Origin of the sequence: Streptomyces canus (genome assembly GCF_001514145.1) — a bacterium.
In the GTDB taxonomy this organism is placed as follows: Bacteria; Actinomycetota; Actinomycetes; order Streptomycetales; family Streptomycetaceae; genus Streptomyces; species Streptomyces canus.
Genome location: NZ_KQ948656.1, coordinates 398,441 through 420,000 on the forward strand (window position 1 = coordinate 398,441; position 21,560 = coordinate 420,000).

Annotated in this window: 21 protein-coding genes; 9 read left to right on the top strand and 12 right to left on the bottom strand. The window is 69.3% G+C overall.

Annotated elements, in window-relative coordinates; translation table 11 throughout:
* Positions 1-17: 17 nt before the first annotated feature.
* Together AQJ46_RS01710 and AQJ46_RS01715 are read right to left on the bottom strand one after the other, a co-directional pair.
* On the bottom strand, positions 18-1,508 hold the full coding sequence (locus AQJ46_RS01710; protein ID WP_059203845.1) for an aldehyde dehydrogenase family protein: 1,491 nt from the start codon (positions 1,506-1,508) through the stop codon (positions 18-20).
* 102 nt (positions 1,509-1,610) lie between these two features.
* Positions 1,611-2,753, bottom strand: coding sequence for an acyl-CoA dehydrogenase family protein (locus tag AQJ46_RS01715; RefSeq protein ID WP_059203846.1), 1,143 nt, complete (start codon positions 2,751-2,753; stop codon positions 1,611-1,613).
* Between the two features lie 85 nt (positions 2,754-2,838).
* On the opposite strand from AQJ46_RS01715, the gene AQJ46_RS01720 reads away from it, so the two are divergent.
* Genes AQJ46_RS01720 through AQJ46_RS01745 form a run of 6 tightly spaced genes read left to right on the top strand, consistent with a single transcriptional unit; the run spans position 2,839 to position 8,199 of the window.
* Positions 2,839-3,594 (top strand): SDR family NAD(P)-dependent oxidoreductase, encoded by a 756-nt coding sequence (locus tag AQJ46_RS01720; RefSeq protein WP_059203847.1) that lies wholly within the window; start codon positions 2,839-2,841, stop codon positions 3,592-3,594.
* A gap of 1 nt (position 3,595) precedes the next feature.
* Positions 3,596-4,375: an enoyl-CoA hydratase/isomerase family protein gene (locus AQJ46_RS01725; RefSeq protein ID WP_059203848.1), complete on the top strand. Its 780-nt coding sequence runs from the start codon at positions 3,596-3,598 to the stop codon at positions 4,373-4,375.
* A 37-nt stretch (positions 4,376-4,412) separates the two neighbouring features.
* A complete protein-coding gene (locus tag AQJ46_RS01730; protein WP_079072073.1) occupies positions 4,413-5,567 on the top strand; it encodes a CaiB/BaiF CoA transferase family protein in 1,155 nt (384 codons plus the stop codon).
* A 23-nt stretch (positions 5,568-5,590) separates the two neighbouring features.
* Positions 5,591-6,502 carry an SDR family NAD(P)-dependent oxidoreductase gene (locus AQJ46_RS01735; protein ID WP_057612793.1) on the top strand — a complete coding sequence of 304 codons (912 nt, stop codon included), beginning with the start codon at positions 5,591-5,593 and terminating at the stop codon, positions 6,500-6,502.
* Positions 6,499-7,011 (top strand): DoxX family protein, encoded by a 513-nt coding sequence (locus tag AQJ46_RS01740; RefSeq protein WP_059203849.1) that lies wholly within the window; start codon positions 6,499-6,501, stop codon positions 7,009-7,011. Before AQJ46_RS01735 ends, AQJ46_RS01740 begins: the two co-directional genes overlap by 4 nt.
* 30 nt (positions 7,012-7,041) lie before the next feature.
* Positions 7,042-8,199 carry an acyl-CoA dehydrogenase family protein gene (locus AQJ46_RS01745; protein WP_059203850.1) on the top strand — a complete coding sequence of 386 codons (1,158 nt, stop codon included), beginning with the start codon at positions 7,042-7,044 and terminating at the stop codon, positions 8,197-8,199.
* Positions 8,200-8,240: 41 nt separating this feature from the next.
* Here the strand turns inward: AQJ46_RS01745 and AQJ46_RS01750 are convergent, their stop codons facing one another.
* From AQJ46_RS01750 to AQJ46_RS01795, 10 genes are all read right to left on the bottom strand, one after another.
* Complete coding sequence (locus tag AQJ46_RS01750; RefSeq protein WP_059203851.1) at positions 8,241-8,816, bottom strand: hypothetical protein; 576 nt, start codon at positions 8,814-8,816, stop codon at positions 8,241-8,243.
* A gap of 34 nt (positions 8,817-8,850) precedes the next feature.
* Positions 8,851-9,513 (bottom strand): hypothetical protein, encoded by a 663-nt coding sequence (locus AQJ46_RS01755; protein WP_159063979.1) that lies wholly within the window; start codon positions 9,511-9,513, stop codon positions 8,851-8,853.
* A gap of 41 nt (positions 9,514-9,554) precedes the next feature.
* The gene (locus AQJ46_RS01760) at positions 9,555-10,772 is read right to left on the bottom strand and encodes a hypothetical protein (protein ID WP_159063980.1); all 1,218 of its coding nucleotides are present in this window, start codon (positions 10,770-10,772) and stop codon (positions 9,555-9,557) included.
* Positions 10,773-11,438: 666 nt separating this feature from the next.
* On the bottom strand, positions 11,439-12,554 hold the full coding sequence (locus tag AQJ46_RS01765; RefSeq protein WP_059203854.1) for an acyl-CoA dehydrogenase family protein: 1,116 nt from the start codon (positions 12,552-12,554) through the stop codon (positions 11,439-11,441).
* Complete coding sequence (locus AQJ46_RS01770; RefSeq protein WP_059203855.1) at positions 12,551-13,834, bottom strand: acyl-CoA dehydrogenase family protein; 1,284 nt, start codon at positions 13,832-13,834, stop codon at positions 12,551-12,553. Before AQJ46_RS01770 ends, AQJ46_RS01765 begins: the two co-directional genes overlap by 4 nt.
* Before the next feature lie 16 nt (positions 13,835-13,850).
* Positions 13,851-14,999, bottom strand: a complete 1,149-nt coding sequence (locus AQJ46_RS01775; protein ID WP_059203856.1) for a thiolase family protein — start codon at positions 14,997-14,999, stop codon at positions 13,851-13,853.
* Positions 14,996-15,454 carry a Zn-ribbon domain-containing OB-fold protein gene (locus AQJ46_RS01780; protein WP_059203857.1) on the bottom strand — a complete coding sequence of 153 codons (459 nt, stop codon included), beginning with the start codon at positions 15,452-15,454 and terminating at the stop codon, positions 14,996-14,998. Before AQJ46_RS01780 ends, AQJ46_RS01775 begins: the two co-directional genes overlap by 4 nt.
* A gap of 1 nt (position 15,455) precedes the next feature.
* Positions 15,456-16,367, bottom strand: a complete 912-nt coding sequence (locus tag AQJ46_RS01785) for an SDR family oxidoreductase (RefSeq protein ID WP_057612803.1) — start codon at positions 16,365-16,367, stop codon at positions 15,456-15,458.
* Between the two features lie 23 nt (positions 16,368-16,390).
* Positions 16,391-17,101: a hypothetical protein gene (locus tag AQJ46_RS01790; RefSeq protein WP_059203858.1), complete on the bottom strand. Its 711-nt coding sequence runs from the start codon at positions 17,099-17,101 to the stop codon at positions 16,391-16,393.
* On the bottom strand, positions 17,101-18,423 hold the full coding sequence (locus tag AQJ46_RS01795) for a phenylacetate--CoA ligase family protein (RefSeq protein WP_059203859.1): 1,323 nt from the start codon (positions 18,421-18,423) through the stop codon (positions 17,101-17,103). The genes AQJ46_RS01790 and AQJ46_RS01795 overlap by 1 nt, the downstream gene beginning before the upstream one ends.
* 161 nt (positions 18,424-18,584) lie before the next feature.
* On the opposite strand from AQJ46_RS01795, the gene AQJ46_RS01800 reads away from it, so the two are divergent.
* The 3 genes from AQJ46_RS01800 (at position 18,585) to AQJ46_RS01810 (ending at position 21,530) form a co-directional block, all read left to right on the top strand.
* Positions 18,585-19,346, top strand: coding sequence for an electron transfer flavoprotein subunit beta/FixA family protein (locus AQJ46_RS01800; RefSeq protein ID WP_059204381.1), 762 nt, complete (start codon positions 18,585-18,587; stop codon positions 19,344-19,346).
* A 44-nt stretch (positions 19,347-19,390) separates the two neighbouring features.
* Complete coding sequence (locus AQJ46_RS01805; protein ID WP_059203860.1) at positions 19,391-20,353, top strand: electron transfer flavoprotein subunit alpha/FixB family protein; 963 nt, start codon at positions 19,391-19,393, stop codon at positions 20,351-20,353.
* A gap of 97 nt (positions 20,354-20,450) precedes the next feature.
* Entirely contained in the window at positions 20,451-21,530 is a 1,080-nt protein-coding gene (locus AQJ46_RS01810; RefSeq protein ID WP_057612807.1) for an amidohydrolase family protein, read from the top strand.
* Positions 21,531-21,560: the final 30 nt, after the last annotated feature.

Sequence of the window (21,560 nt, forward strand, 5' to 3'; positions counted from 1 at the left end):
TGGAGAGGTGGGGGCCGTCAGAGGCGGCCGATGCCCACGCCCTTGATGTTGATGAACTCGTCCAGACCGGCCTTGCCGCCTTCCCGCCCGAACCCGCTCATCCCGACGCCGCCGAAGGGTGTGGCGGGCGAAGTGATCGGATTCGGCCCGGGGTTGACGTAGACCGTTCCGGCCTCCAGGCGCGGCACCAGGCGGTTGACGCGCGCGATGTCACGGGACTGGATGTAGGCGGACAGGCCGTACTCGCTGTCGTTGGCCAGGGCGACGGCCTGGTCCTCGGTGTCGAACGGGGTGATGGCCAAGACCGGGCCGAAGACCTCCTGCTGGGCGAGGGCGCTGCGGTTGTCGACGTCCGCGAAGACGGTCGGTGAGACGAAGTAGCCGTCGGATGCGATGCGTTCGCCGCCGTACACGAGTCGGCCGGCACCGTCCTCGACCGCCTTGTCGACCATGCCCTGGACGCGGTCGCGGGCGGCTTCGTTGATGAGGGGACCGATGTACGTCGTGGGGTCGAGCGGGTCGCCCACGGGCAGGTGGGCGATCACCCCGGTGACGCGCGCGATGACCTCGTCGTAGATCGGGCGCTCCACCAGGAGCCGGGTGGGCAGTGCGCAGCCCTGGCCGGTGTTGCTCATGGCGAAGGCGGCGCAGTACGGGACGATGGTGTCCAGGTCGGTGTCGGCGAAGAGCAGGTTGGCGGACTTGCCGCCCAGCTCGAAGACGACGGGCTTGAGGCTCAGGGCCGCGTCGGCCATGATGCGGCGCGCTGTGGCGGGGCCGCCGGTGAAGGAGATCTTGTCGACGCCGGGGTGGGTGACCAGGGCCGATCCCGCGCCGCCGAGCCCGGTGACGACGTTGATGACGCCGTCGGGGATGCCGGCCTCGCGGGCCAGGTCGGCGAAGAGCAGCGCGGAGAACGGCGTGGACTCGGCCGGCTTGATGACCACGGTGTTGCCGGCGGCGAGCGACGGCGGGACCTTCATCGCCAGCGACAGCGCGGGCGAGTTCCAGGTGATGATGTGGCCGATGACGCCGTACGGCTCGGCAATGGTGTACTCGACGTTCTCGTGCGGGCTGTAGGCCGCGCCGACCATGCCCTCGATCTTGTCGGCCCAGCCGGCGTAGTACTCGGTCCACTCGGCGACGTGCGGTCCGACGTTCTCCGCCCAGCCGCCGATGCACACGCCGTTCTCCAGCGGGCAGATCGCCGCGAAGTCGGGGATGTGGTCGCGCAGCAGACCGGCGAAGCGGGTGAGCAGCCGGCGGCGTTCGGCGGGTCGCATGGTGCCCCAGACCTCGAAGGCCTGACGTGCGGCCGCGACGGCCTGGTCCACCTCGGTGGGGCCGGCGAGCGGGATGTACGCCTGGACGAGGCCGGTGGCCGGGTTGCGGTGCTCGTAGAGACCGCCGCTGGTGTCGGTGACGTCCTTGCCGCCGATGACCAGACGCGGCCGCGGCAGGTCGTGCTCCGCTCTGTCCTGGTGCAGCTCCACATCGACCGTGACCACGGGTACCTCCTAGAGACCGCGCGACACTGCGCACATCCAGGCTAAATAGCTAACCTATTTAGCCAAGGTAGTCAATAAGTTCCGGACACTCCGGGCCTCGGACTACAGGCCCAGCGACCGTCCGATGATCTCCAGCATGATCTCCGAGGTTCCGCCGAAGACCCGCTGCACCCGGCTGTCGCGCCAGATGCGCGCGATCTCGTACTCGTTGACGTAGCCGTAACCGCCGAAGAGCTGCATACATCGGTCGATGACCTGCCAGCCGGTCTCCGAGGTCCAGTACTTGGCGGCCGCGGCCTCGTCGGGCGTCAGCTCGCCCTGCAACAGGGCCATGATGCAGCCGTCCACGTACACGCGGGCGGCGTTCAGCTTGGCCCTGATGTCGGCGAGCGCGAACCGGTTGGCCTGGAACTCCCCGATGGGCTGCCCGAAGGCGGTACGGGTCTTGGCGTAGTCCAGCGCCAGCACGTAGGCCCGCTCGGCCGCCGCCAGCGAGGAGACGGCGATGGCGAGCCGTTCCGTGGGGAGGTTGCCCATCATGTGGTAGAAACCGCGGCCCTCCTCTCCGATGAGGTTCTCGGCCGGGACCCGGACCTCGTGGAAGAAGAGCTCGGCGGTGTCCTGGGCCTTCATGCCGACCTTGTCGAGCTTGCGCCCCCGCTCGAAGCCCTCGGCGCCGCGCTCGACGACGATCAGGCTGATGCCCTTGTGGCCGGCATCCGGGTCGGTCTTGCAGGCGACGATCACCAGGTCGGCCAGGATGCCGTTGGTGATGAAGGTCTTGGAGCCGTCGATCACCCACTCGTCGCCGTCCCGGCGGGCGGTGGTGCGGATGGCCTTGAGGTCGGACCCGGCGGACGGCTCCGACAGCGCGAGCGCGCAGATCGTCTCGCCGCTGATGACACCGGGGAGCCAGCGGGCCTTCTGCTCAGGCGTGGTGAGGTTCATCAGATACGGCGGAAGGACGTCGTTCTGCAGCCCGAGTCCGATACCGACCGTGCTGGTGGCCGCCATCTCCTCCGCCATGATGGCGTTGTAGCGGAAGTCCCGGATGCCCTGGCCGCCGTACTCCTCCGGGAACTGCCAGCCGATGAGTCCGGCCTTGCCCGCCGCCGCCCAGGCGGCCCGGCTCACCTGCCCGTCGCGCTCCCACTGCTCGGCGTACGGGGCACATTCGCGCAGGTAGAAGGTTCGGGCGGTCTCGCGGAACAGCTCGTGTTCCTCGGTGAAGATCGTTCGGCGCATGCTCGACTCCACTCATGCATCTCGCTTATTTAGCTGAAGTAGTTATACGATAGCGCTGTATCGGGATCTGGGCGAGGGAGGGCGCGTGAGCGTACGGGACAAGGTGGCACTCGTCACCGGAGCAGGACGCGGGATCGGCGAGGCGATCGCCGACCGGCTCGCCGCCCAGGGAGCCGCGGTCGCCGTCTGCGACCTCGACCCGGAGGCCGCCGCCAAGGTCGCGGGCCGGCTCGTCGAGCGGTACGGAGTGCGGGCGACGGGGGTCGGCGCGGACATCTCCGACAGCGCGGCCGTGCACGCGGCCGTGGAGCGGGTGACCGTCGAGCTCGGTCCGGTGGACGTCCTGGTCAACAACGCGGCCGTCGACGTCATCGGCCGCTTCGTCGACAGCACCGAGGACACCTGGAACCGCATCATCGACGTCAATCTGCGCGGCACGATCACGGTGACCCGGGCCGTACTGGACTCGATGATCGAGAGCGGTGGCGGCCGGATCGTGCACATCGCCTCGGACGCCGGCCGCGTCGGCTCGTCCGGCGAGGTGGTGTACTCCGCCACGAAGGGCGGGGTCATCGCCTTCGGCAAGGCGCTGGCCCGCGAGGTCGCCCGGCACGGCATCACCGTCAACAGCGTCTGCCCGGGCCCGACCGACACCGCGCTGCTGGGACAGGTCGCCGACTACAGCCAGAAGATGTACGACGCGACCGTGCGGGCCATCCCGCTGCGCCGCGTCGCCCAGCCCGACGAGATCGCCGGTGTGGTGGCCTTCCTCGCGTCCGACGACGCCGCCTACATGACCGGGCAGACGCTCTCGGTCAGCGGCGGACTGACGATGGTCTGAGGTGAACACCGTGCTGCGTGCCGAACTCCGCGATGGAATAGCGGTGTTGACCCTCGACCGGCCGGGGCAGCTCAACGCCATCGGCTCCGAGACCGCCGAACAGCTGAAACAGGCGCTCGCAGACGTCCGTGACAACGACGACGTACGCGCCCTGGTCATCACCGGTGCGGGACGGGCCTTCTCGGCCGGTGCCGACCTCGGTGAGATCGAGTCGTTCACCGCGCCAGGGCAGTTCCGTGCCTTCGTGGGGCGCCTGACCGAGGCATTCGCGCTCCTGGAGGACTTCCCCAAGCCGTCGGTCGCGGCCGTCCACGGGTTCGCCTTCGGCGGCGGCCTGGAGCTGGCGCTCGCCTGCGATCTGCGGGTGGCGGAGCGCGGCACCCGGCTGGGCCTGCCCGAGATGAAGCTCGGCGTGCTGCCGGGCGCCGGCGGCACCCAGCGGCTGCCCCGCCTGCTGCCGCCGGCGATAGCCAAGCAGATGATCCTCACCGGCGAGCCGATCGACGCGGAGCGGGCTCACGCGCTCGGGCTCGTCAACGAACTCGCCGAGCCCGGCGGTGCGCTCAAGACCGCCGAAGCCCTGGCCGCGAAGCTGACCGCCGGGGCCCCGCTCGCGCTCGCGGCGGGCAAGCGGCTCATCGACTACGGGCTCGGCATGGACCTGGAGGCGGCGATCGCGTACGAGCGCGAAACCGTCGCGGTGCTGTTCAGCACCGAGGACCGGGCCGAGGGACTCAAGGCCTTCCGGGAACGCCGACCGGGCGACTTCCGCGGCGTGTAGCAGGCGCACAAGCGCCCGATGATCTGGAGGTGGGCCCGTGCGGCCACTGGAGGGCATTGCCGTGGTCGAGCTGGGCATGTGGGTGGCGGCACCGGCCGCGGCCACCATGCTCGCCGACTGGGGCGCGGACGTGATCAAGGTGGAGGCGCCGACCGGCGACCCCAACCGGTACACGCTCAAGCACGTCGGGCAGGACATCGACAGCGCTCCCCCGTTCGAGACCGACAACCGCGGCAAGCGCGGCATCGTCCTCGACCTGCGCTCGCAGGAGGGCAAGGACGTACTGGAGCGGCTGCTGGAACGCGCCGACGTGTTCGTCACCAACCTGCGCCCGGGCGCTCTGGAGAGGCTGGGCCTGGCGCCGGACGATCTGAGGGAACGTCATTCTCAGCTGGTTGTCGGCACGTTGACGGGGTACGGCTGGACGGGCGCCGAGCGCGACCGCGCCGGGTACGACGTCTCCGCGTTCTGGGCCCGGCCCGGCATCGCCGCCATGCTCAACCCGGCCGGGGAGCCACCGCCCGGTATCCGGCCCGGCCTCGGCGACCGTACGGCCGCGGCCAACCTGGTTGCCGGGGTACTGGCCGCGCTGCTGCGCCGCGAACGCACCGGCGAGGGCGGGGTGGTGGACGTATCACTGCTGCGATCCGGCACCTACGCCAACGGCAACGACCTCGCCCTGCAGAACTTCTTCGGCAAGCGCGGCCGTACCCGCCACCGCACCGAGCACGAGTCGCCGCTCTACAACTCCTACCGGGCCGCCGACGACCGCTGGTTCTGGCTGGTCGGCCTGGAGGGCAACCGGCACTGGCCCGGTGTCGTCAAGGCGCTCGGTCGCGAGGACCTGGAGACTGACGAGCGCTTCGCGACCGGCAAAGCCCGGCGCGGCCACGTGACCGAACTGATCGCCGAGTTCGACGAGGAGTTCGCGAAGCGTCCGCTGGACGAGTGGGCCGAGCGCTTCGACGCCGAGGGCGTGTGGTGGGCGCCCGTGCAGACCCTGGCGGAGGTGGCGGCCGATCCACAGGCGGAGGCGGTCGGGGCGTTCGTCGAACAGCCCGGCATGGGTGACGCGCCACCGTTGCGGACGGTGGCGACTCCCGTCGCCTTCTGGGGCGTCGACGAGAAGCCGCGAGGCGGCGCGCCGACACTCGGCGAGCACACCGACGAAGTGCTCCGCGAACTCAACTGAACTCACATCTCTGGAGGTACGGCGTGGGCATCCTCGACGACAAGGTCGCCATCGTCACCGGCGGCGGCAGAGGCCTTGGCCGGGCGCACTGTCTGGCGCTCGCCGAGGCCGGCGCGACCGTGGTGGTGAACGACCTCGGCTCGGGCATACACGGCGAGCAGACCGGCGACTCCCCGGCCGACGAGGTCGTCGCCGAGATCACCAAGCTCGGCGGCCGGGCGATCGCCAACCATTCCTCGGTGACGGACTGGGCGGCGACCGAGACCATGGTCGCGGACACCGTCGCGGAGTTCGGCCGCCTCGACATCGTCGTGAACAACGCGGGCATCGTGCGTGACCGCATGCTGTTCTCGATGACCGAGGCGGAGTTCGACTCCGTCATCGCCGTCCATCTCAAGGGCACCTTCGCGCTCACCCGGCACGCGTGCGCCTATTGGCGCGAGGCCTCGAAGCGGGGCGAGCGGGTCGCCGGCCGGGTGATCAACACGACGTCCGGGACGGGCCTGTTCGGCAACCAGGGCCAGTCCAACTACGGGGCGGCGAAGGCCGGAATAGCCGGGCTCACCGTCCTCACCGCCCTGGAGATGCGCCGTTACGGCGTCACCGCGAACGCCATCTCGCCGATCGCCGCCACGCGGATGACGGACGGCCTGGCCGTCGGCGAGTCCCTCCAGGCCACCGAGGGCTTCGACCCGCGCGATCCCGCCAACGCCTCCGGAGTCGTCGTCTACCTGGCCTCCGACAGCGCGGCCTGGCTCACCGGTCAGGTCCTGCGCATCGAGGGCAACCGGCTGAACCGGCTCCAGGGCTGGACGGTCGCCGCCGTCCACCCGAGCCAGTCGGGGCAGGCCCTCACTTACGACGAACTCGTCGACGCCGTACCGCAGTTGTACGGCGCCGTCCCTGCCGGCCGGGCGACGGGAGCCGGCCAGTGAAGGGCCACGACGCCGCCGCCCTCGTGCTGCGCGCGACCCTCGGCCCGATGCTCTTCGCACACGGCTGGAACAAGGTCGCCGGACCGGGCGGGCTCAAGGGCACCACGGGCTGGTTCGAGGCGCTGGGCCTCAAGCCGGCCGAGGTGCACGCCCGGATGGCGGCCGGCACCGAGATGGCCGCGGGCGTCGGCATCGTCCTCGGCGCGGCCAACCCGCTCCCCGCCGCGGCGGCCGTCGGCCTGATGAGCGTGGCCGCGCGGACCGACCACCGCGGCAAGGGCTTCTTCGTCTTCAAGGGCGGCTGGGAGTACGTCGGTGTCGTGGGCGGCGCGGCCGTCGCACTGGCCGCCCTGGGCAACGGCCGGTACTCGCTCGACGGCCTGCTGCGCCGCCAACGCGCGGGCACCCGGCACGCGTTGCTGGCGGCCGGGATCGGCACGGCGAGCGCGGCGGCGCTGTTGGCGCTGTGCTACCGGCCCGAGAAGAAGCCCGACGAGACAGATCAATGAGACCGATGAGGGCAACAAGGGAGAGTCGACATGGACGCGGCTGACTTCAGCGCGGTGCTGTCCGAGGTCCGGCGTTTCGTCCGGGACCGCGTCGTGCCGCTCGAGGCGGAGATCGACGAGAAGGACGAGATGCCCGCGGACATCCGCGAGGCGGCCAAGAAGATGGGCCTGTTCGGCTTCGCGCTGCCGGAGGAGTACGGCGGACTCGGTCTGTCGATGCTCGAGGAGGCCCAGCTGATGTTCGAGCTGGGCTACACGACCCCGTCGCTGCGCTCGATGTTCGGCACGAACAACGGCATCGCCGGGCACGTCCTCATGGTCGGCGGTACGGAGGAGCAGAAGGCGCACTGGCTGCCGAGGATCGCCTCCGGTGACGTTCTGGCCTCGTTCGCGCTCACCGAGCCCGAGGCGGGTTCCGATCCCTCGACGCTCACCACGAAGGCACATCTCGACGGCGACAACTGGGTGATCAACGGCGCCAAGCGCTACATCACCAACGCCCCGCTCGCCGACGTCTTCATGGTGTTCGCCCGCACCGACCCGGATGCCCCGCGCACCCGAGGCATCTCCACCTTCCTGGTCCCGGCCGGCACCCCGGGCCTCACCGTGGCCCCCAAGGACCACAAGATGGGCCAGTTCGGCGCCTGGACCGCGGACGTGTTCTTCGACGACGTCCGGGTCCCCGCATCCGCCCTCGTCGGCGGGGACGCCGGCCTCAACCGGGGCTTCGCCACGGCGATGGGCTGCATCGCCCACGGGCGGGTGCACATCTCCGCGCTGATGGTCGGTATGGCCGAGCGCCTGGTCGACGAGTCGGTCGGCTACGCGAGCACCCGCAAGCAGTCCGGCAAGCTCATCGGCTCCTTCCAGCTCGTCCAGGGCCTGATCGCCGACTCGCAGACCGACTACTACGCGGGCCGCGCCACCGTCCTGGAGGCCGCCCGCGCCTTCGACGCCGGCACGGACACCAAGATCGGGCCGTCCTGCACGAAGTACTTCGCCAGCGAGATGGTGTGGCGGGTCGCGGACCGCGCCGTGCAGATCCACGGCGGCGCGGGCTATATGCGTGGGGTCGCCGTCGAGCGCTTCTACCGCGACGCCCGGCTGTTCCGCATCTACGAGGGCACCAGCCAGATCCAGCAGGTCATCATCGCGAAGGCGCTGCTGGGCGAGGCGGCGCGCGGCTGAGCTCGCTCGTGGCCTTCTCGTGGAGCTTGCTGGAGGGGCGGTTAGTCGCCCTGGACCTCTGATCGGATCCGGCTGATCAGTGCTGTGTCAGCGGAGTGTGCTGACGCGTAGGCTTCCGCCACTTTTGAGCTGAGTCGCGACAGTCGTTCCGTGGAGGTGGCGCTTCCGTCGTGGTGGGCTATGGCTTCCTGCCTGTCCCGGGTTGACTGCAACCATATGAGGTGCGCCTTTCTGCTGGCCTTGAGGAGTTCCAGCACCTCTGTTGAGCCGAAGGCGTTCGTGCGGACGTTCAGGTTTCTCCACTGCTCGGGAGTCGGAGCGTACTCCCCATCGGAGTCCGGGTCGCCGAAGGCGTCCCGGAATTCCGACCTGCGCTCCAGGTCATCCATGATTTCCAGGTATACGTGTTTTCGCTCCGTCCAGAGCCTCTGATCCTCCGCCAGCTTGCGCTGAGCGGTCAGCGTGGTCTCGGCGACACTGCGCTGTGTGGCGACTGCAGCAGTTGATACGTCCCGCTGCGTCCGCCCGTTGATGCGCGCACCCAGCCACGCACCGGTCAGCGTTCCGGCTATCCCCAGCCCGGCTATTTCGCTGGGTGTGAAGTGAAAAGCCCCCACACGATCCCCCGTCCGCTGCGCCGCCCCCGGGTTCTCACCCCAGGTTGGCGTCGGTTGTCTTGAGTGCCGAGGACAGGTCCTGGCTCAGTACGTGCACCGCAGAGCTGACACAAAGGCCGCGAATGCAGATCTCGAACGGGTTCGCGTCGGGGAAGAGGAACTGTGCGTCACGTCTCCGCCAGGAGGTCATCAGGTCCCGCCGGTCGATCCACGTAATCTGGGAATAGCTGGCGGAATTGCCTTCGAGGTACTTTCCACCCTTTTCGCACTCGGCGATGACGGTGACCATGAGTGTGGGCTCGATGGCCCCGTCACGCCCCGTGGGATCGTCGACGTCCGCCTTCGAGACGCACCGAACGGAACAGGTTCCCTGAATCTCCCTGGATTCCAGCATGCTCCCGGAGATGATCTTCTTGGAGAGGATGGACTCGACGAGCAACCCCTCGATCGACGTACCCGCGCCGGCGGTTCCGAAGGCCCGGCAAGGACCCAGGAGGTCCAGATGGCCCCCGTCTTCGGGGAGTTTCCCCCCGGCCAACTGGGCAGCCAACGGCAGAGGGATCCGCATGGTGGGCACGCTCACCACACCGGGGTGACGAGGATTCGTCTCCTGTGCACGCACCGCTACCAGGATCTGAGGCTCGGGTTCAGGGCGCAGGAAAACAACCGACAGGACAGCAGCGGGGTTCTCGCTCAAGGGCCTTGCCTTCCACACACCGCAATCATGTTGCACCTCGATCAGGGAAGAGCGCTGAAGGGTTGCGAGAAGATCGTATCCCTGAGCCAGTCCTCGCGCCGGACCAACAGTCGGTTCAGTCTGCCCCGATGCTCGCTGTCGTACAGTGATTCCTGAGCCACCTGAGTGATTTTCTCCTTATTCCAGGCCAATGCTGTGGAGAGTTCATCCGCGATTCCCCGGGCCGCAGCTGCAGTCCTTCTGCGAAATAATACAACCTCGAAAATGCAAAAGAATATTTGCTCGCTGGTCTCTTCTCGGTCGATCACCTGGCATCCACGGAAGATGAACCTTTCCTCCGTGAGGTCCAATCCGCAGCTGAAGAACAACTCGCGCTGGGCGGCCCGGATAAACGCACTCTGCGGTACGGTCAGTGGCCCGCGTGTGCCGTTGATGTTGTAGTTCGCCACCCACATTTCATCGAGGGCCTCACGGGCCGACTTCCCCTCGGAGAGAGGTATACCCAGCGCATCGGCGACTTCCTCCTCGAGGACGCGTGAGCTGAGCAGGGAAAGCTTTCCAAGGTCGTCGGTACTGTTGGCGGCCGTACGTTTCTTGAGCAGAAGTATTTCCTGGTTCTGGTGCGCCGAACGCACGACGCATATCGCTGTCGGCAGACAGGTCGGATAATTCGTCAGGATGGTTCCGTGCGGGACGAGAGTGTTGATTTTCAGGTCGGGCCAGTGCCGCGACACGTCCTCGGTGAACTGCGCCGCCGCGGTCCGGTTGACGGAGTCGGCCCGCTCCCGCACCAGGGGAGCACAGAGAACCTGACGTGTGGTCAACTCCCGGCTCTCCTGGAGTAGTTGGTGAACCCTTCCGCAGGCCGAGGGGTATGCCGGATGTTTTTCGTCCATGGTGACGTACACGTCATCACCGTGGTCTTTTGTCGGGCCGACCGTGTCCCACAGTCGCCAGCGCTTGCTCCGCAGGTCCCTGATCAGCATCGTCATTTCGAGGTAGAGGGATTTGGTCGCCTTCATATGAAACCCCGAATGAGAGCTCTGCTCGAATCCGCCGGCCCGGATCGTCTGGATGACGGTCTGGTTGTAGTGGTGGGCGCAGTTTCCCATGCGCCGCTGGGCGGTTTCCCATCGCTGCACCACAGAACCCAGTTGTGACTCGCCGCGGTTGGCCAGGATCGATGTCCGTTCGGGGGTGACATAGACGAAGCGTTCCCAGGGGAACGTGAATCCGCTCAGTACGGCTTCATCGGTCATGGCCTGTATCGCAGTCACCAGGGCATGGGATGCGACACCGCACACGATTACTTCGCTGGCCTCCCTGAGCGATTCTTTCATCCTGGTGAGAGCATCCTCCCCGTGGAGGATTTCCGACGCCGGTTGACTGCCAATTGATAAGTCGCCGATATTGGCGACAAGAGCTCGTCGGTCCATCCTCTCGTCCGAGGCGTCGTTTCCCCCTGTGGATCCCATCGGCCCCCGCTTCTCCGAATCATGCATGCGAACCCGCTTCAGATGTTCCCGGTCCCGTCATGCACGAACCCGGACCCCGCGCGGCCGTCGTCCACCCGCGTCGGCCTCTTGCCCGTGCGACCCCATGGGCGAAGGGCCGTCCGAAGGTGTGTTCGCCGCCTCTGGTACTACCGTGAGACTTCGCCATTCCCGCTGTTCAGAGGCGTAGTTTTGAGCTTAGCGGGCTGACCGTTCATCAGTAGCGCGTTTCGGTGAGCAGGTGGGGTCGCCGACCCGGTCGCACTCTGCAGGCGTGGGCGGTGCCGCCGAGCTGCCAAAACCGGCAGCAGGCTGCCGGTTTCGTCTGCGCCGGTACACCAGGCCGATCGGCGCATGCTCGTGCTGCGGGAGCGTGCAGCGGCGGTCACCCTCGCGGGTGACCATGAGCATGCAAACCCCTTGTAGAGGCTGTCAGATCCCAAGCCGGTCCAGCAACCGCTCGTGGTACACCGCCGGGCCTCCGAACAGCAGTTGCGAGGACTTGGCCCGTCGGAAGTAAAGGTGAGCCGGGTGTTCCCAGGTGAAGCCGATGCCGCCGTGGACCTGGATGTTCTCCATGGCCGCGGTCATGTACGCCCGTGAGCAGCAGGCGTGCGCCACGGCCGCGGCGACCGGGAAGTCCGGGGAGCCCTCGTCCGCCAGCCGCGCCGCCTCACGAGAGGAGGCCTCGGCCAGTTCCACCTGGACGAGCATGTCGGCGCACTTGTGCTTGACCGCCTGGAAGGAACCGATCGGCCGGCCGAACTGATGACGGACGCGGGCGTAGTCCGCGCTCGTCTCCAGGCACCGGCGTGCCCCGCCCGCCTGCTCGGCGGCCAGCCCCACCGAGGCGATGTCCAGGACCTTGGCCATGATGCGCCCGCCCGCCCCCTCCGCCCCGACGAGTGTCGCGGGTACGGCATCGAAGGTCAGTCGGGCCATGGCCCGGGTGGCGTCCAGGGTCTCCATCGGTTCCGCCGCGAGTCCCGTGGCGTCCCGCTCCACCACGAAGAGCGTGGGGCCGGCGACGGTGCGGGCGACGACGAGGATCAGGTCGGCCGTCGTACCGTCGATGACGAAGCACTTGCGGCCGCGTACCGTCCAGCCGCCGTCGCCGTCCGGCACGGCGCGCGCCGAGACCATGGCGGGGTCCCAGGAACCGTGGTCCTCGGCGACGGCGAGGGTGGCCGTGGTCCGTCCGGAGGCGATGCCGGGGAGGAAACGTGCGCAGGCATCCCTGTCTCCCGAGGCCAGCAGGGCCTGGGCGGCCAGGAGGACGGTGGCGAAGAAAGGCGCGCAGAACAGCGCACGGCCCATCTCCTCCAGGACGACGCCGAGTTCGACGAGCCCGAAGCCATCGCCGCCGTACTCCTCGGGGATCGCGAGGCCCGGCAGGCGCAGTTGGTCGGCCGCCTGGGACCACACCGCCGGGTCGAAGCGCGGCTCGCTCTCCATGAGCTTGCGGACCGCTTCCTCGGGCGACTTGGCTTCCAGGAACTCCCTTACGGACGCCCGCAGTTCCCGCAGCTCGCTCTCGTCGGCGGTCACGACCGCACCTCCTTGGCAGCGGCGGTCACCGGTTCCTTGGGCAGGCCGAGGACGCGTTCCGCGAGGATGTTCTTCATGATCTCCTCGGTGCCGCCGAGGATCCGCAACGCCGGGGTGGCCAGGAGGAGTTCGGTCCAGGCGTACGTGCCCCACTGGCCGGTGTCGGCGATGATCCGGGGGCCGAGCACGTCGGACACGAAGTGCGCCGCCCGGGTCAGGTTCTGGCCGTACATCAGCTTCGAGACGGACATCTCGGGGCCCGGTGCTACCCCGCCGCGCAGTTTGCGCAGGGCGCGGGCGTTGAGGTGTTCGGTGGCCAGGACGTCCACCAGGAGTTCCGCGAGACGGGCGCGCAGGGCGCGGTCGTCCCAGGTCCAGGTGGCCCGCATCAGCGCCGAAAGGTGGTCCGGGGACAGGGCGGCGCCCACCGGTCCGACCCCCTCGCTGCCGACGGTCGCGCGCTCGTTCATCAGGGTGGTCAGGGCGACGGTCCAGCCGCCGTCGACCTCGCCGAGCCGGTGGTCGTCGGGGATGCGTACGTCGGTGAGGAAGACCTCGTTGAAGTCCGCGCCACCGGTCATCTGCCGCAGCGGCCGGACCTCGACCCCGGGGGCGTCCATGGGGACGAGGAACGCCGTGATGCCGCGGTGCTTGGGCGCGTCCGGATTCGTACGGGTCAGGGCGAGGCCGATCTGGCTGTGCTGGGCGACCGACGTCCACACCTTCTGCCCGTTGAGTACCCAGTCTCCCCCACTCTCGGCTTCGCTCGAGCGGGAGGGGCCCCCATCCTCGCGGACGGCCCGGGTCGCCACGCTCGCCAGGTCTGATCCGGCGCCGGGTTCGCTGAACAGCTGGCAGGCGATGGCGTCCCCGCGGTACATCGCCGGCAGCCAGCGGTCCCGGATGTGGGGCTGGGCGTGGGCCAGGATCGTCGGCCCGATCATGCCCAGGCCGATCACACTGAGCACACCGGTGTCGGCGACGTCGTACTCCGACTCGATGGCGTCGTAGAGCAGGTCGTGGACCGGGGTCAGGCCCCGGCCGCCGTACTCCACCGGGCCGGTGATCCAGCCGAAGCCGTTCTCGTGGCGGATCCGCTGCCACTCCCGGGCGCGTTGCACGAACTCCCGCTCCTCCTCGGGTGGGAGGCTGCTGAAGTACGCCATCGAGTCGTCGCCCTCGCCCCAGGTGACGGCGGTGCGGTCGGGTGCCTTCGCCACGTGCGCGTCGAGGAAGCGGCGCGCCTCGGTGGCGAAGTCCCGCATGTCGTCGGATTCCATCGCGTTCGCTCCGCAGTCAGGTCGAGAGGATCGTCACCGCCGACGCGCCGGGCGCGCCGTACAGGTGGGTGTAGCCGACGCGCGGTGTGCCGGGGATCTGGCGGGTGCCCGCGGTACCGCGCAGTTGGAGGACGATCTCGTGGATCTGGCGCAGTCCGGACGCGCCGATCGGTTCGCCGTTGCCGAGCAGTCCGCCGTCGGTGTTGACCGGGAGCCGGCCGCCGATCTCGGTGGCGCCCTCGGCGATGAGGCGTTCCTGCTCGCCGTCCTTGCAGAGGCCGTTCTCCGCCATGTGGATGATCTCCGACCCGGCGTCGGTGTCCTGGAGCTGGGCGACGTCGACGTCCTCGGGACCGATGCCCGCGCGTTCGTACGCGTCCCGGGAGGCGTCCACGCTCGCGCTGTCCACGGGCTCCCCGACCGGGAACGACGGGCTCTGCACCTCGAATGCGCCGAGTCTGCGGCTGCGCAGGGCGGTGGCGCGGACCCGTACGGGGGTGGACGTGTACTTGTGGGCCTGGTCGGCCCGGCACATCACGATGGCCGCGGCGCCCTCGTTCGGGCCGCAGTACATGAACTGGCGCAGCGGGTAGTTGAGGACCGGGGAGGCGAGGACCTCCTCGGGCGTGAGGGGCGTGCGGCGCCAGGCCTTCTCGTTGCCGGCCGCGTTGCGGAAGTTCTTGGAGGCCACGCGGGCGAGCGTCTCGTGGGAGATGCCGTGCTCGTGCATGTAGCGGTTGATCTTCATGCCGAAGAAGTGGGTGGTGAGGAAGAGCCCGGTCTGTCCGTACCAGGAGGGGATGCCGGCCACGGACGGGTCGGCGGCGAACGCGCCGCGCGGGTGCTTGTCCAGGCCGATCGCGATGGTCAGGTCGTGCTCGCCGGTCTCGATGGCGCGGGCGGCCAGCGCCACCGCCGTGCCGGCCGTCGCACAGCCGTTGAAGACACCGCGCATCGGTATGCCGGTCAGGCCGAGCCGGCCGACGATCGCGTCCGGGTTGGCGACCTCGTAGCTGCCGATGTAACCGCCCTGGATCTGCGGCCAGTTCACGCCCGCGTCGGCGAGTGCCAGCCGTACCGCGTCCGCGCCCATGTCCAGCGCGGGCTTGCCGGGGAACCGGCCGAAGGGGTGGAGGCCCACCCCGATGATGACGGCCTCGGTCATGACGCCTCCTCCTCGATCTCAGTGGACTCTTCGACCGGGGCGAACGCGAAGGTGACGACCTCGGTGCCGTCGTCCCGCACGGTGTAGGGCACGAGCGTCAGCCGCATGTCCTGCCCGATCCGCAGCTTCTCCGGGTCCGGTTCGGTCAGTCGCGCCTCGACCAGCAGCTCGCCGGGCAGTTCGACGTATCCGACGGAGTACGGCTCGAAGGCTTCGGGGCCGTCGTACGGCGGGGACGGCGGGCGGAAGTCCTGGGTCGTGTACGTCCACAGCGTGCCGCGGTCCGCCAGGAGCCGTTCCTTCGACTCGTCGCTCGCGCACCGGACACAGGTCGCGGCGGCCGGGAAGCTCACCAGGCCGCACACCCTGCACTCGGAACCGATCAGCCGGAGGGGCGCGGCGGCGGGCGGCCAGGTGAACAGGCCCTCGGCGACCGGGCGTTGTGTCGTCGTCATCTCAGGCCCCGTTCCGGTTGCCCAGGACGTCGGCGTTCGGCGCCGCCTTGGCCACCAGGTTCGGGACGACGGAGGACAGCTCCTCCGGCGTCCAGCGGCTGTCGGCGCTCGCGGCGGGGCCGTTGACCCAGCCCTCCAGGACCGTGATGCGGTTGCCGACGACGCCGAACACCCGGCCGGTGACCTCGCGCGAGGCGGCCGAGCCCAGCCAGACCACCAGCGGCGAGATGGCCTCGGGGGTCAGGTCCTGACTCTCGGCGGCCTGCTTCATCATCTCGATGTCGTCGGTCAGCCGGGTCAGCGCGGTGGGCGCGATGGCGTTCACCGTCACGCCGTAGCGGGCGAGTTCGGCGGCCGCGATAAGGGTGAGGCTGCCGATGCCGGCCTTCGCGGAACCGTAGTTGGACTGGCCGGGGTTGCCGAAGATGCCGGACGGGGAGGTCGTGTTGATCACCCGGGCGTCGTTGTCCTGACCGGACTTGGCGCGCTCGCGCCAGTACGCGGCCGCGTGATGCAGGGTGGCGAAGCTGCCCTTGAGGTGGACGGCGATCACACTGTCCCAGTCCCGCTCGGTCATCGACACGATCATCCGGTCGCGCAGGATGCCGGCGTTGTTGACCAGTACGTCCAGACCGCCGTAGGTGTCCACGGCCTGCCGGACGAGCCGGCCGGCGCCCTCCCAGGTGGAGATGTCGTCCGTGTTGGCCACCGCCTCGCCACCGGCCGCGACGATCTCGTCGACCACACTCTGGGCGGGCCCGGCCGATGCGCCCGCACCGTCGCGTCCGCCGCCCAGGTCGTTGACGACGACCTTCGCCCCATGTGCGGCGAACGCCAGAGCGTGCGCCCGGCCGATCCCGTTGCCGGCGCCGGTGACGACCGCGATCCGGCCTTCGACCACTCCTTCAGACATGCTCAATTCCTCCATCGGAAAGGTCAGTTGGCCTCGGCGAGCAGGACTCGCGGATTGTCGCTGCCGCAGCCGCACCGGCCCACGACGACGCGTCCGGTGATGCCGAGAGGTGTCTCGGGCAGAGGCGAGGTGCGCCCCTCCCCCGCCGCCACGGTCAGCTGGCCGTCCCGCTCGCCGAACCGCCATTCGGCGGCGTTGACATGTGCGCCGCTCCGCTCGGGGCACTCCAGCGCGAGAGCCGGTCCCACCGCCGAGATCACGAAGGCGGTCACCCCCACTCCGCGCAGAAGGGGTACGGCGGCGGGCCGGGCCAGCACGAGGGGCGTGGACCGGAACATCTCGCCGATGTCGGCCGCGCCGGCGAGCCCTCCCAGCGTCTCCGCCGACAGACCGATCACCGCGTGCGGGGTCAGTTCGCGGTGGAAGACCGCGGTGCGGCGGTGGTCCCAGCCCATCGCCTCGGCGATGCCGTACGGCACCTTCAGCGCGCGCAGGGCACCGATCACCGCATGTCCCCAGAAGCCCTCGAAGCCGGAGGCGGTCAGCAGGGCCCGCTGCCCGGCGGCGAGCCCGTGCTCCCGCAGCCGTGCGGTGACCCACTCGGTGTCCCGGGCGAGTTCCGCCCAGGTCAGCTCCAGGTCCCGCATGCCGTCGGCGGTCGGGAAGCGCAGGAGATAGGCGAGTTCGGGGCGGTCGAGCGTCCTGGCTCGGGCCAGGGTGTCGGCGCGGGCCATCAGGTCTTCACCACCCGGGGGAATTTGGCGACGCTGGTCATGGTCTTCAACAGGTCCTCCTCGGTGCGCATGTCGAGCACCGGCTTGACTCCGGTGCGCTCGCGCACGGCCTCGCTCAGGCGTCCTGCCAGCGCGTCGACGTCGCCGGTGAGATGGGGGTCGTAGCCGACGCGCAGCCGCAGTTCGTCGACCTCGCGCCGGTCCCGGACGATCTGGAAGACACCCGCGACGGTCTCCGGCTGGTCCTCCACCGCCTGCCAGACGTCCCGCAGGACCACGGAGCGTCCCTGGACCACCGTCTCGTCGCCGCTCCGCCCGGCCACCCACATGCGGGCGTGGGTACGGCCGCAGCCGCAGGTGTCGCGGGACAGGCGGACGAGGTCCTCGCTGCGGTAGCGGATCAGCGGAGCGGCTCGGTTGTCGAGGTCGGTGGCGACCAGTTCGCCGACGTCGCTCTCCGGGACGTCGTGCCAGCCGTGCTCGTCGACCTCGACGCACTCGGCGAAGACGGTGTCCTCCCAGAGGTGGAAGCCGTCGTGCTCGCGGCACTCCCAGGCGGTGCCGGTGTCGGCGGCGCTGGTGTACTCGTAGACGTCGATGCCCCAGTCGTCGCGGATCCGCTCGCGCATCTTCCGGCTGAGGGGCTGCCCGGCGCAGGAGGCGCCCTTGAGGGAGGAGAATGCTTCCCTCAGGTCGGTCTTCTCGGCCAGGTGCTCCAGCTCCACCATCTGCGGATACATCATCTGCAGGTAGGCGGGGCGGTAGGTGCGCAGGGCCTCGACGACCTCGGGCATGTTGCCCATCCAGGTGTCGACCTCGATGACCACCGCGCCCAGCGCCTGGAAGCCGGCGTCCATGAAGTTGCGGAAGGTGCCGGGCGGGCTCAGGACCCGGTCCCCGGGCCTCAGACCCAGCTCCCACAGGTCGCGTACCTGCGCGGTCACCAGCGGCGGGGCGTCCTGCCAGATCTCGGCGAAGAACTCCGGGTCTCCGGTGGTTCCGGAACTGGAGGAGACCGAGGTCAGCTCCTCGACCGGAACGCAGAGCAGGCCGGCGAAGGGATCGCCGGTGCGGCTCCGGTAGGCGCGGATCATGTCCTTGGTGATGAACGGGATGCGTGCCCGGAAGTCCTCGATGGACTGGATGTCACGCGGGTGGGCCCCGTGCTCGTCCCACAGTTCACGGTAGAAGGCCGAGTTGGCGTAGGCGTACTCCACGAGCTCCAGGAGCTGTTTCTCCTGCCGCGCGCGCAGTTCCTGGCGCGGCATGGTCTCCACCTGGGGCTCGAAGTACCTGTCAGCGGTGTCCCTGTCACCGACCATGGCGCCTCCTCGCGGCTCAGTGCCCAGATCTTCCAGCTATCAGCGCAATCAGTCAACCAATTCGACGGATTGAGCGCGAGACTCGCGCTTCGCCGATCTATATAGTTAACTATTAGCACTCATTGAACCACAGGAGGGCTGCCGTGAAGATCGTTGTCTGCGTGAAGCACGTCCCCGACGCCACGGCGGACCGCACCTTCACCGAGGACGGCACCACCGACCGGGCGTCGGTCGACTCGCTGCTGTCCGAACTCGACGAGTACGCCGTCGAGCAGGCGCTGCGCCTGGCCGAGTCGGACGCCGACGCCGAGGTCAGCTATCTCACCGTCGGACCCGACGACGCGCGCGACGCCCTGCGCAAGGCCCTGGCCATGGGCGGTGACGCGGCGATCCATGTCAGCGACGAGGACATCGAGGGCAGTGACGCGTTCGGCACGTCACTGGTGCTGGCCAAGGCGATCGAGCGGCACGGCTTCGATCTCGTGCTGTGCGGGATGGCCTCGACGGACGGCACCATGGGTGTGCTGCCCGCACTGCTGGCCGAGCGGCTCGGCGTCCCGGCCGTCACCCACCTCGAAGACCTGGCGATCGAGGACGGAACCGTCACCGGGCGCCGCGAGGGCGACGGCGCCACCGTACGGATCCAGGGCGCCCTGCCCGCCGTCGTCTCGGTGACCGACCGCTCGGGGGACGCCCGCTACCCCTCCTTCAAGGGGATCATGGCCGCGAAGAAGAAGCCGGTGGAGACCCTCGGCCTCGCCGACCTCGGCATCGAGGCCGCCGAGGTCGGCCCGGCCGGGGCGCGGTCGGCCGTGGACACCGCGACCCGGCGCCCGCCGCGCACCAAGGGCGAGATCGTCGCCGACGAAGGGGCGGGCGGCGTGGGACTGGCCGCGTTCCTCACGGCCAAGAAGTTCATCTGACCGCGCCCCGCCCTGACATACCTGCCTGAAGGAGTTGCATCACCGTGGCCGAGATCCTCGTCCTCGTCGACCACGTCGACGGCGCCGTGCGCAAGCCGACCCTCGAACTGCTCACCCTGGCCCGCCGCCTGGGCGAACCCTCGGCCGTCTTCCTGGGGCCGGGCGCGGACACCGCGACCGAGGTTCTCGGCCGGTACGGCGCCCAAAAGATCCACGTCGTGGACGCCCCGGAGGTCGACGAGTACCTCGTCACCCCGGCCGTCGACACCCTCACGCAGATCGCCGAGCGCACCGGCCCGGCCGCGATCCTGCTGCCGTCCGGGCCGGACGGCAAGGAGATCGCCGCGCGGGTAGCACTGCGCCTCGGCTCCGGACTCATCACCGACGCCGTCGATGTCACCGCGGGACCCGACGGACCGGTCACCGAGCAGTCGGCGTTCGCCGCGACGTACCAGGTCACCGCACACGTCACCCAGGGCGTGCCGGTGATCACGGTCAAGCCGAACGCCGCCGCCCCCGAGGCCGCCCCCGCCGAACCCGTCATCGAGAAGGTGGACGTCACCTTCGGCCCTGCCTCCGCCGCCGTCCGGGTCCTGTCCCGCACACCGCGGGAGCGCGGCGACCGGCCCGAGCTCACCGAGGCCGACATCGTGGTCTCCGGCGGTCGCGGGGTGAACGGGGCCGAGAACTTCGCCCTCATCGAACGGGTCGCCGACGCGCTCGGCGCGGCCGTCGGTGCGTCCCGCGCGGCCGTGGACGCGGGCTGGTACCCGCACAGCCACCAGGTCGGCCAGACGGGCACCCAGGTCTCCCCGCAGCTCTACCTCGCCGCCGGCATCTCCGGCGCGATCCAGCACCGGGCGGGCATGCAGACGTCCAAGACCATCGTCGCCGTCAACAAGGACGCCGACGCCCCGATCTTCGAGCTCGCCGACCACGGCGTGGTCGGGGACCTCTTCGCGGTGCTGCCGCAACTGGTGGACGAGATCGACCGGCGCCGGAGCTGATCTTTCCCGGCCCGGCCTTCCCTTCTACCACCCATACAACTAAAATCGCTAACTGATTACATCCATTGAGCTTGCAACCTTGACCCGAAGGAGCGTCATGACGAAGATCTGGGTCAACTCCGGGGACTCCCACGTGATGGAACCCGCCGATGTGTGGACCGAGAGGCTGCCCGCACGGCTCGGCGCCCGCGCCCCGCGCAGCGAGCGCGGCGAGAAGTACGAGATGCTCTACATCGACGGCGAGCGCATCGACCGCCAGCTCGGCGACTTCATGGACGCCATGCGTCCGCCGGGCGCCTGGGACCTGAAGGTCCGCCTCAAGGACCTCGACCAGGAGGGTGTGTGGTCCCAACTGGCCTTCCCCTCCATGGGGTTCTGGCTGGTGTCGATCACCGACCGGGAGCTGGCCCGGGAGACCGTACGGGCCTGGAACGACTGGGCCCACGAGGAGATCCTCAGCAAGAACAAGCGGGTCATCACCACCGCCTGCCTCTCGACCGCCGACATCGACGACGCGGTCGCCGAGGTGGAACGGGTGGCGGAGCTGGGGTTCAAGGCCGTCTTCCTGCCGTGTTCCACGCGGGACGGCGAGGAGTACGCCCTCGACCGCTGGGAGCCGCTGTGGACGGCGGTCGAGCGGGCCGGTCTGGTGCTCGCCTTCCACATCGGCACGGGCGGCCAGAACGTCGTCTTCCGCGGACCCGGCGGTGCGGTCGTCAACTACATGGAGACGACCTACCCGGGCATGCGAGTGGTGTCCCACATGGTCGCGGGCGGCGCTCTGGACCGCCACCCCGACCTGAGGATCCTCATCGCGGAGGGCGGCGCGGGATGGATGCCGGCCATCGGCGACCGGATGGACGAGGCCTACCGCCAGCACGGCATGTTCGTCCGGCCGAAGCTGAGCCGGCTGCCCAGCGAGATCATCAGGCAGCAGGTGTACGCCTCCTTCCAGCACGACAAGAGCTCGGTGGAGATCGTCGAGTCGACCGGCTACCGCAACGTGATGTGGGGCGACGACTACCCCCACCTCGAAGGCACCTACGGTCACACCCAGTCCACGCTCCACGACCTGTTCGACGGCGTGCCGGACGACATCCGCGAGCGCGTCACGCGCGGCACCTTCAACGAGCTCTTCCGCCTGCCGGAGCAGACTCCCCAGGAGGCGGCCGTCTGAGCGGCGCCGACGGCGCGAGGATTCCGGACG

Excerpts from the sequence above, each read along its gene's own strand:
- AQJ46_RS01745 (WP_059203850.1), top strand. The coding sequence starts at position 7,042 with ATGGACGCGGCTGACTTCAGCGCGGTGCTGTCCGAGGTCCGGCGTTTC.
- AQJ46_RS01770 (WP_059203855.1), bottom strand. The coding sequence starts at position 13,834 with ATGGAATCCGACGACATGCGGGACTTCGCCACCGAGGCGCGCCGCTTC.
- AQJ46_RS01790 (WP_059203858.1), bottom strand. The coding sequence starts at position 17,101 with ATGGCCCGCGCCGACACCCTGGCCCGAGCCAGGACGCTCGACCGCCCC.
- AQJ46_RS01775 (WP_059203856.1), bottom strand. The coding sequence starts at position 14,999 with ATGACCGAGGCCGTCATCATCGGGGTGGGCCTCCACCCCTTCGGCCGG.
- AQJ46_RS01760 (WP_159063980.1), bottom strand. The coding sequence starts at position 10,772 with ATGACCGATGAAGCCGTACTGAGCGGATTCACGTTCCCCTGGGAACGC.
- AQJ46_RS01715 (WP_059203846.1), bottom strand. The coding sequence starts at position 2,753 with ATGCGCCGAACGATCTTCACCGAGGAACACGAGCTGTTCCGCGAGACC.
- AQJ46_RS01780 (WP_059203857.1), bottom strand. The coding sequence starts at position 15,454 with ATGACGACGACACAACGCCCGGTCGCCGAGGGCCTGTTCACCTGGCCG.
- AQJ46_RS01810 (WP_057612807.1), top strand. The coding sequence starts at position 20,451 with ATGACGAAGATCTGGGTCAACTCCGGGGACTCCCACGTGATGGAACCC.
- AQJ46_RS01785 (WP_057612803.1), bottom strand. The coding sequence starts at position 16,367 with ATGTCTGAAGGAGTGGTCGAAGGCCGGATCGCGGTCGTCACCGGCGCC.
- AQJ46_RS01795 (WP_059203859.1), bottom strand. The coding sequence starts at position 18,423 with ATGGTCGGTGACAGGGACACCGCTGACAGGTACTTCGAGCCCCAGGTG.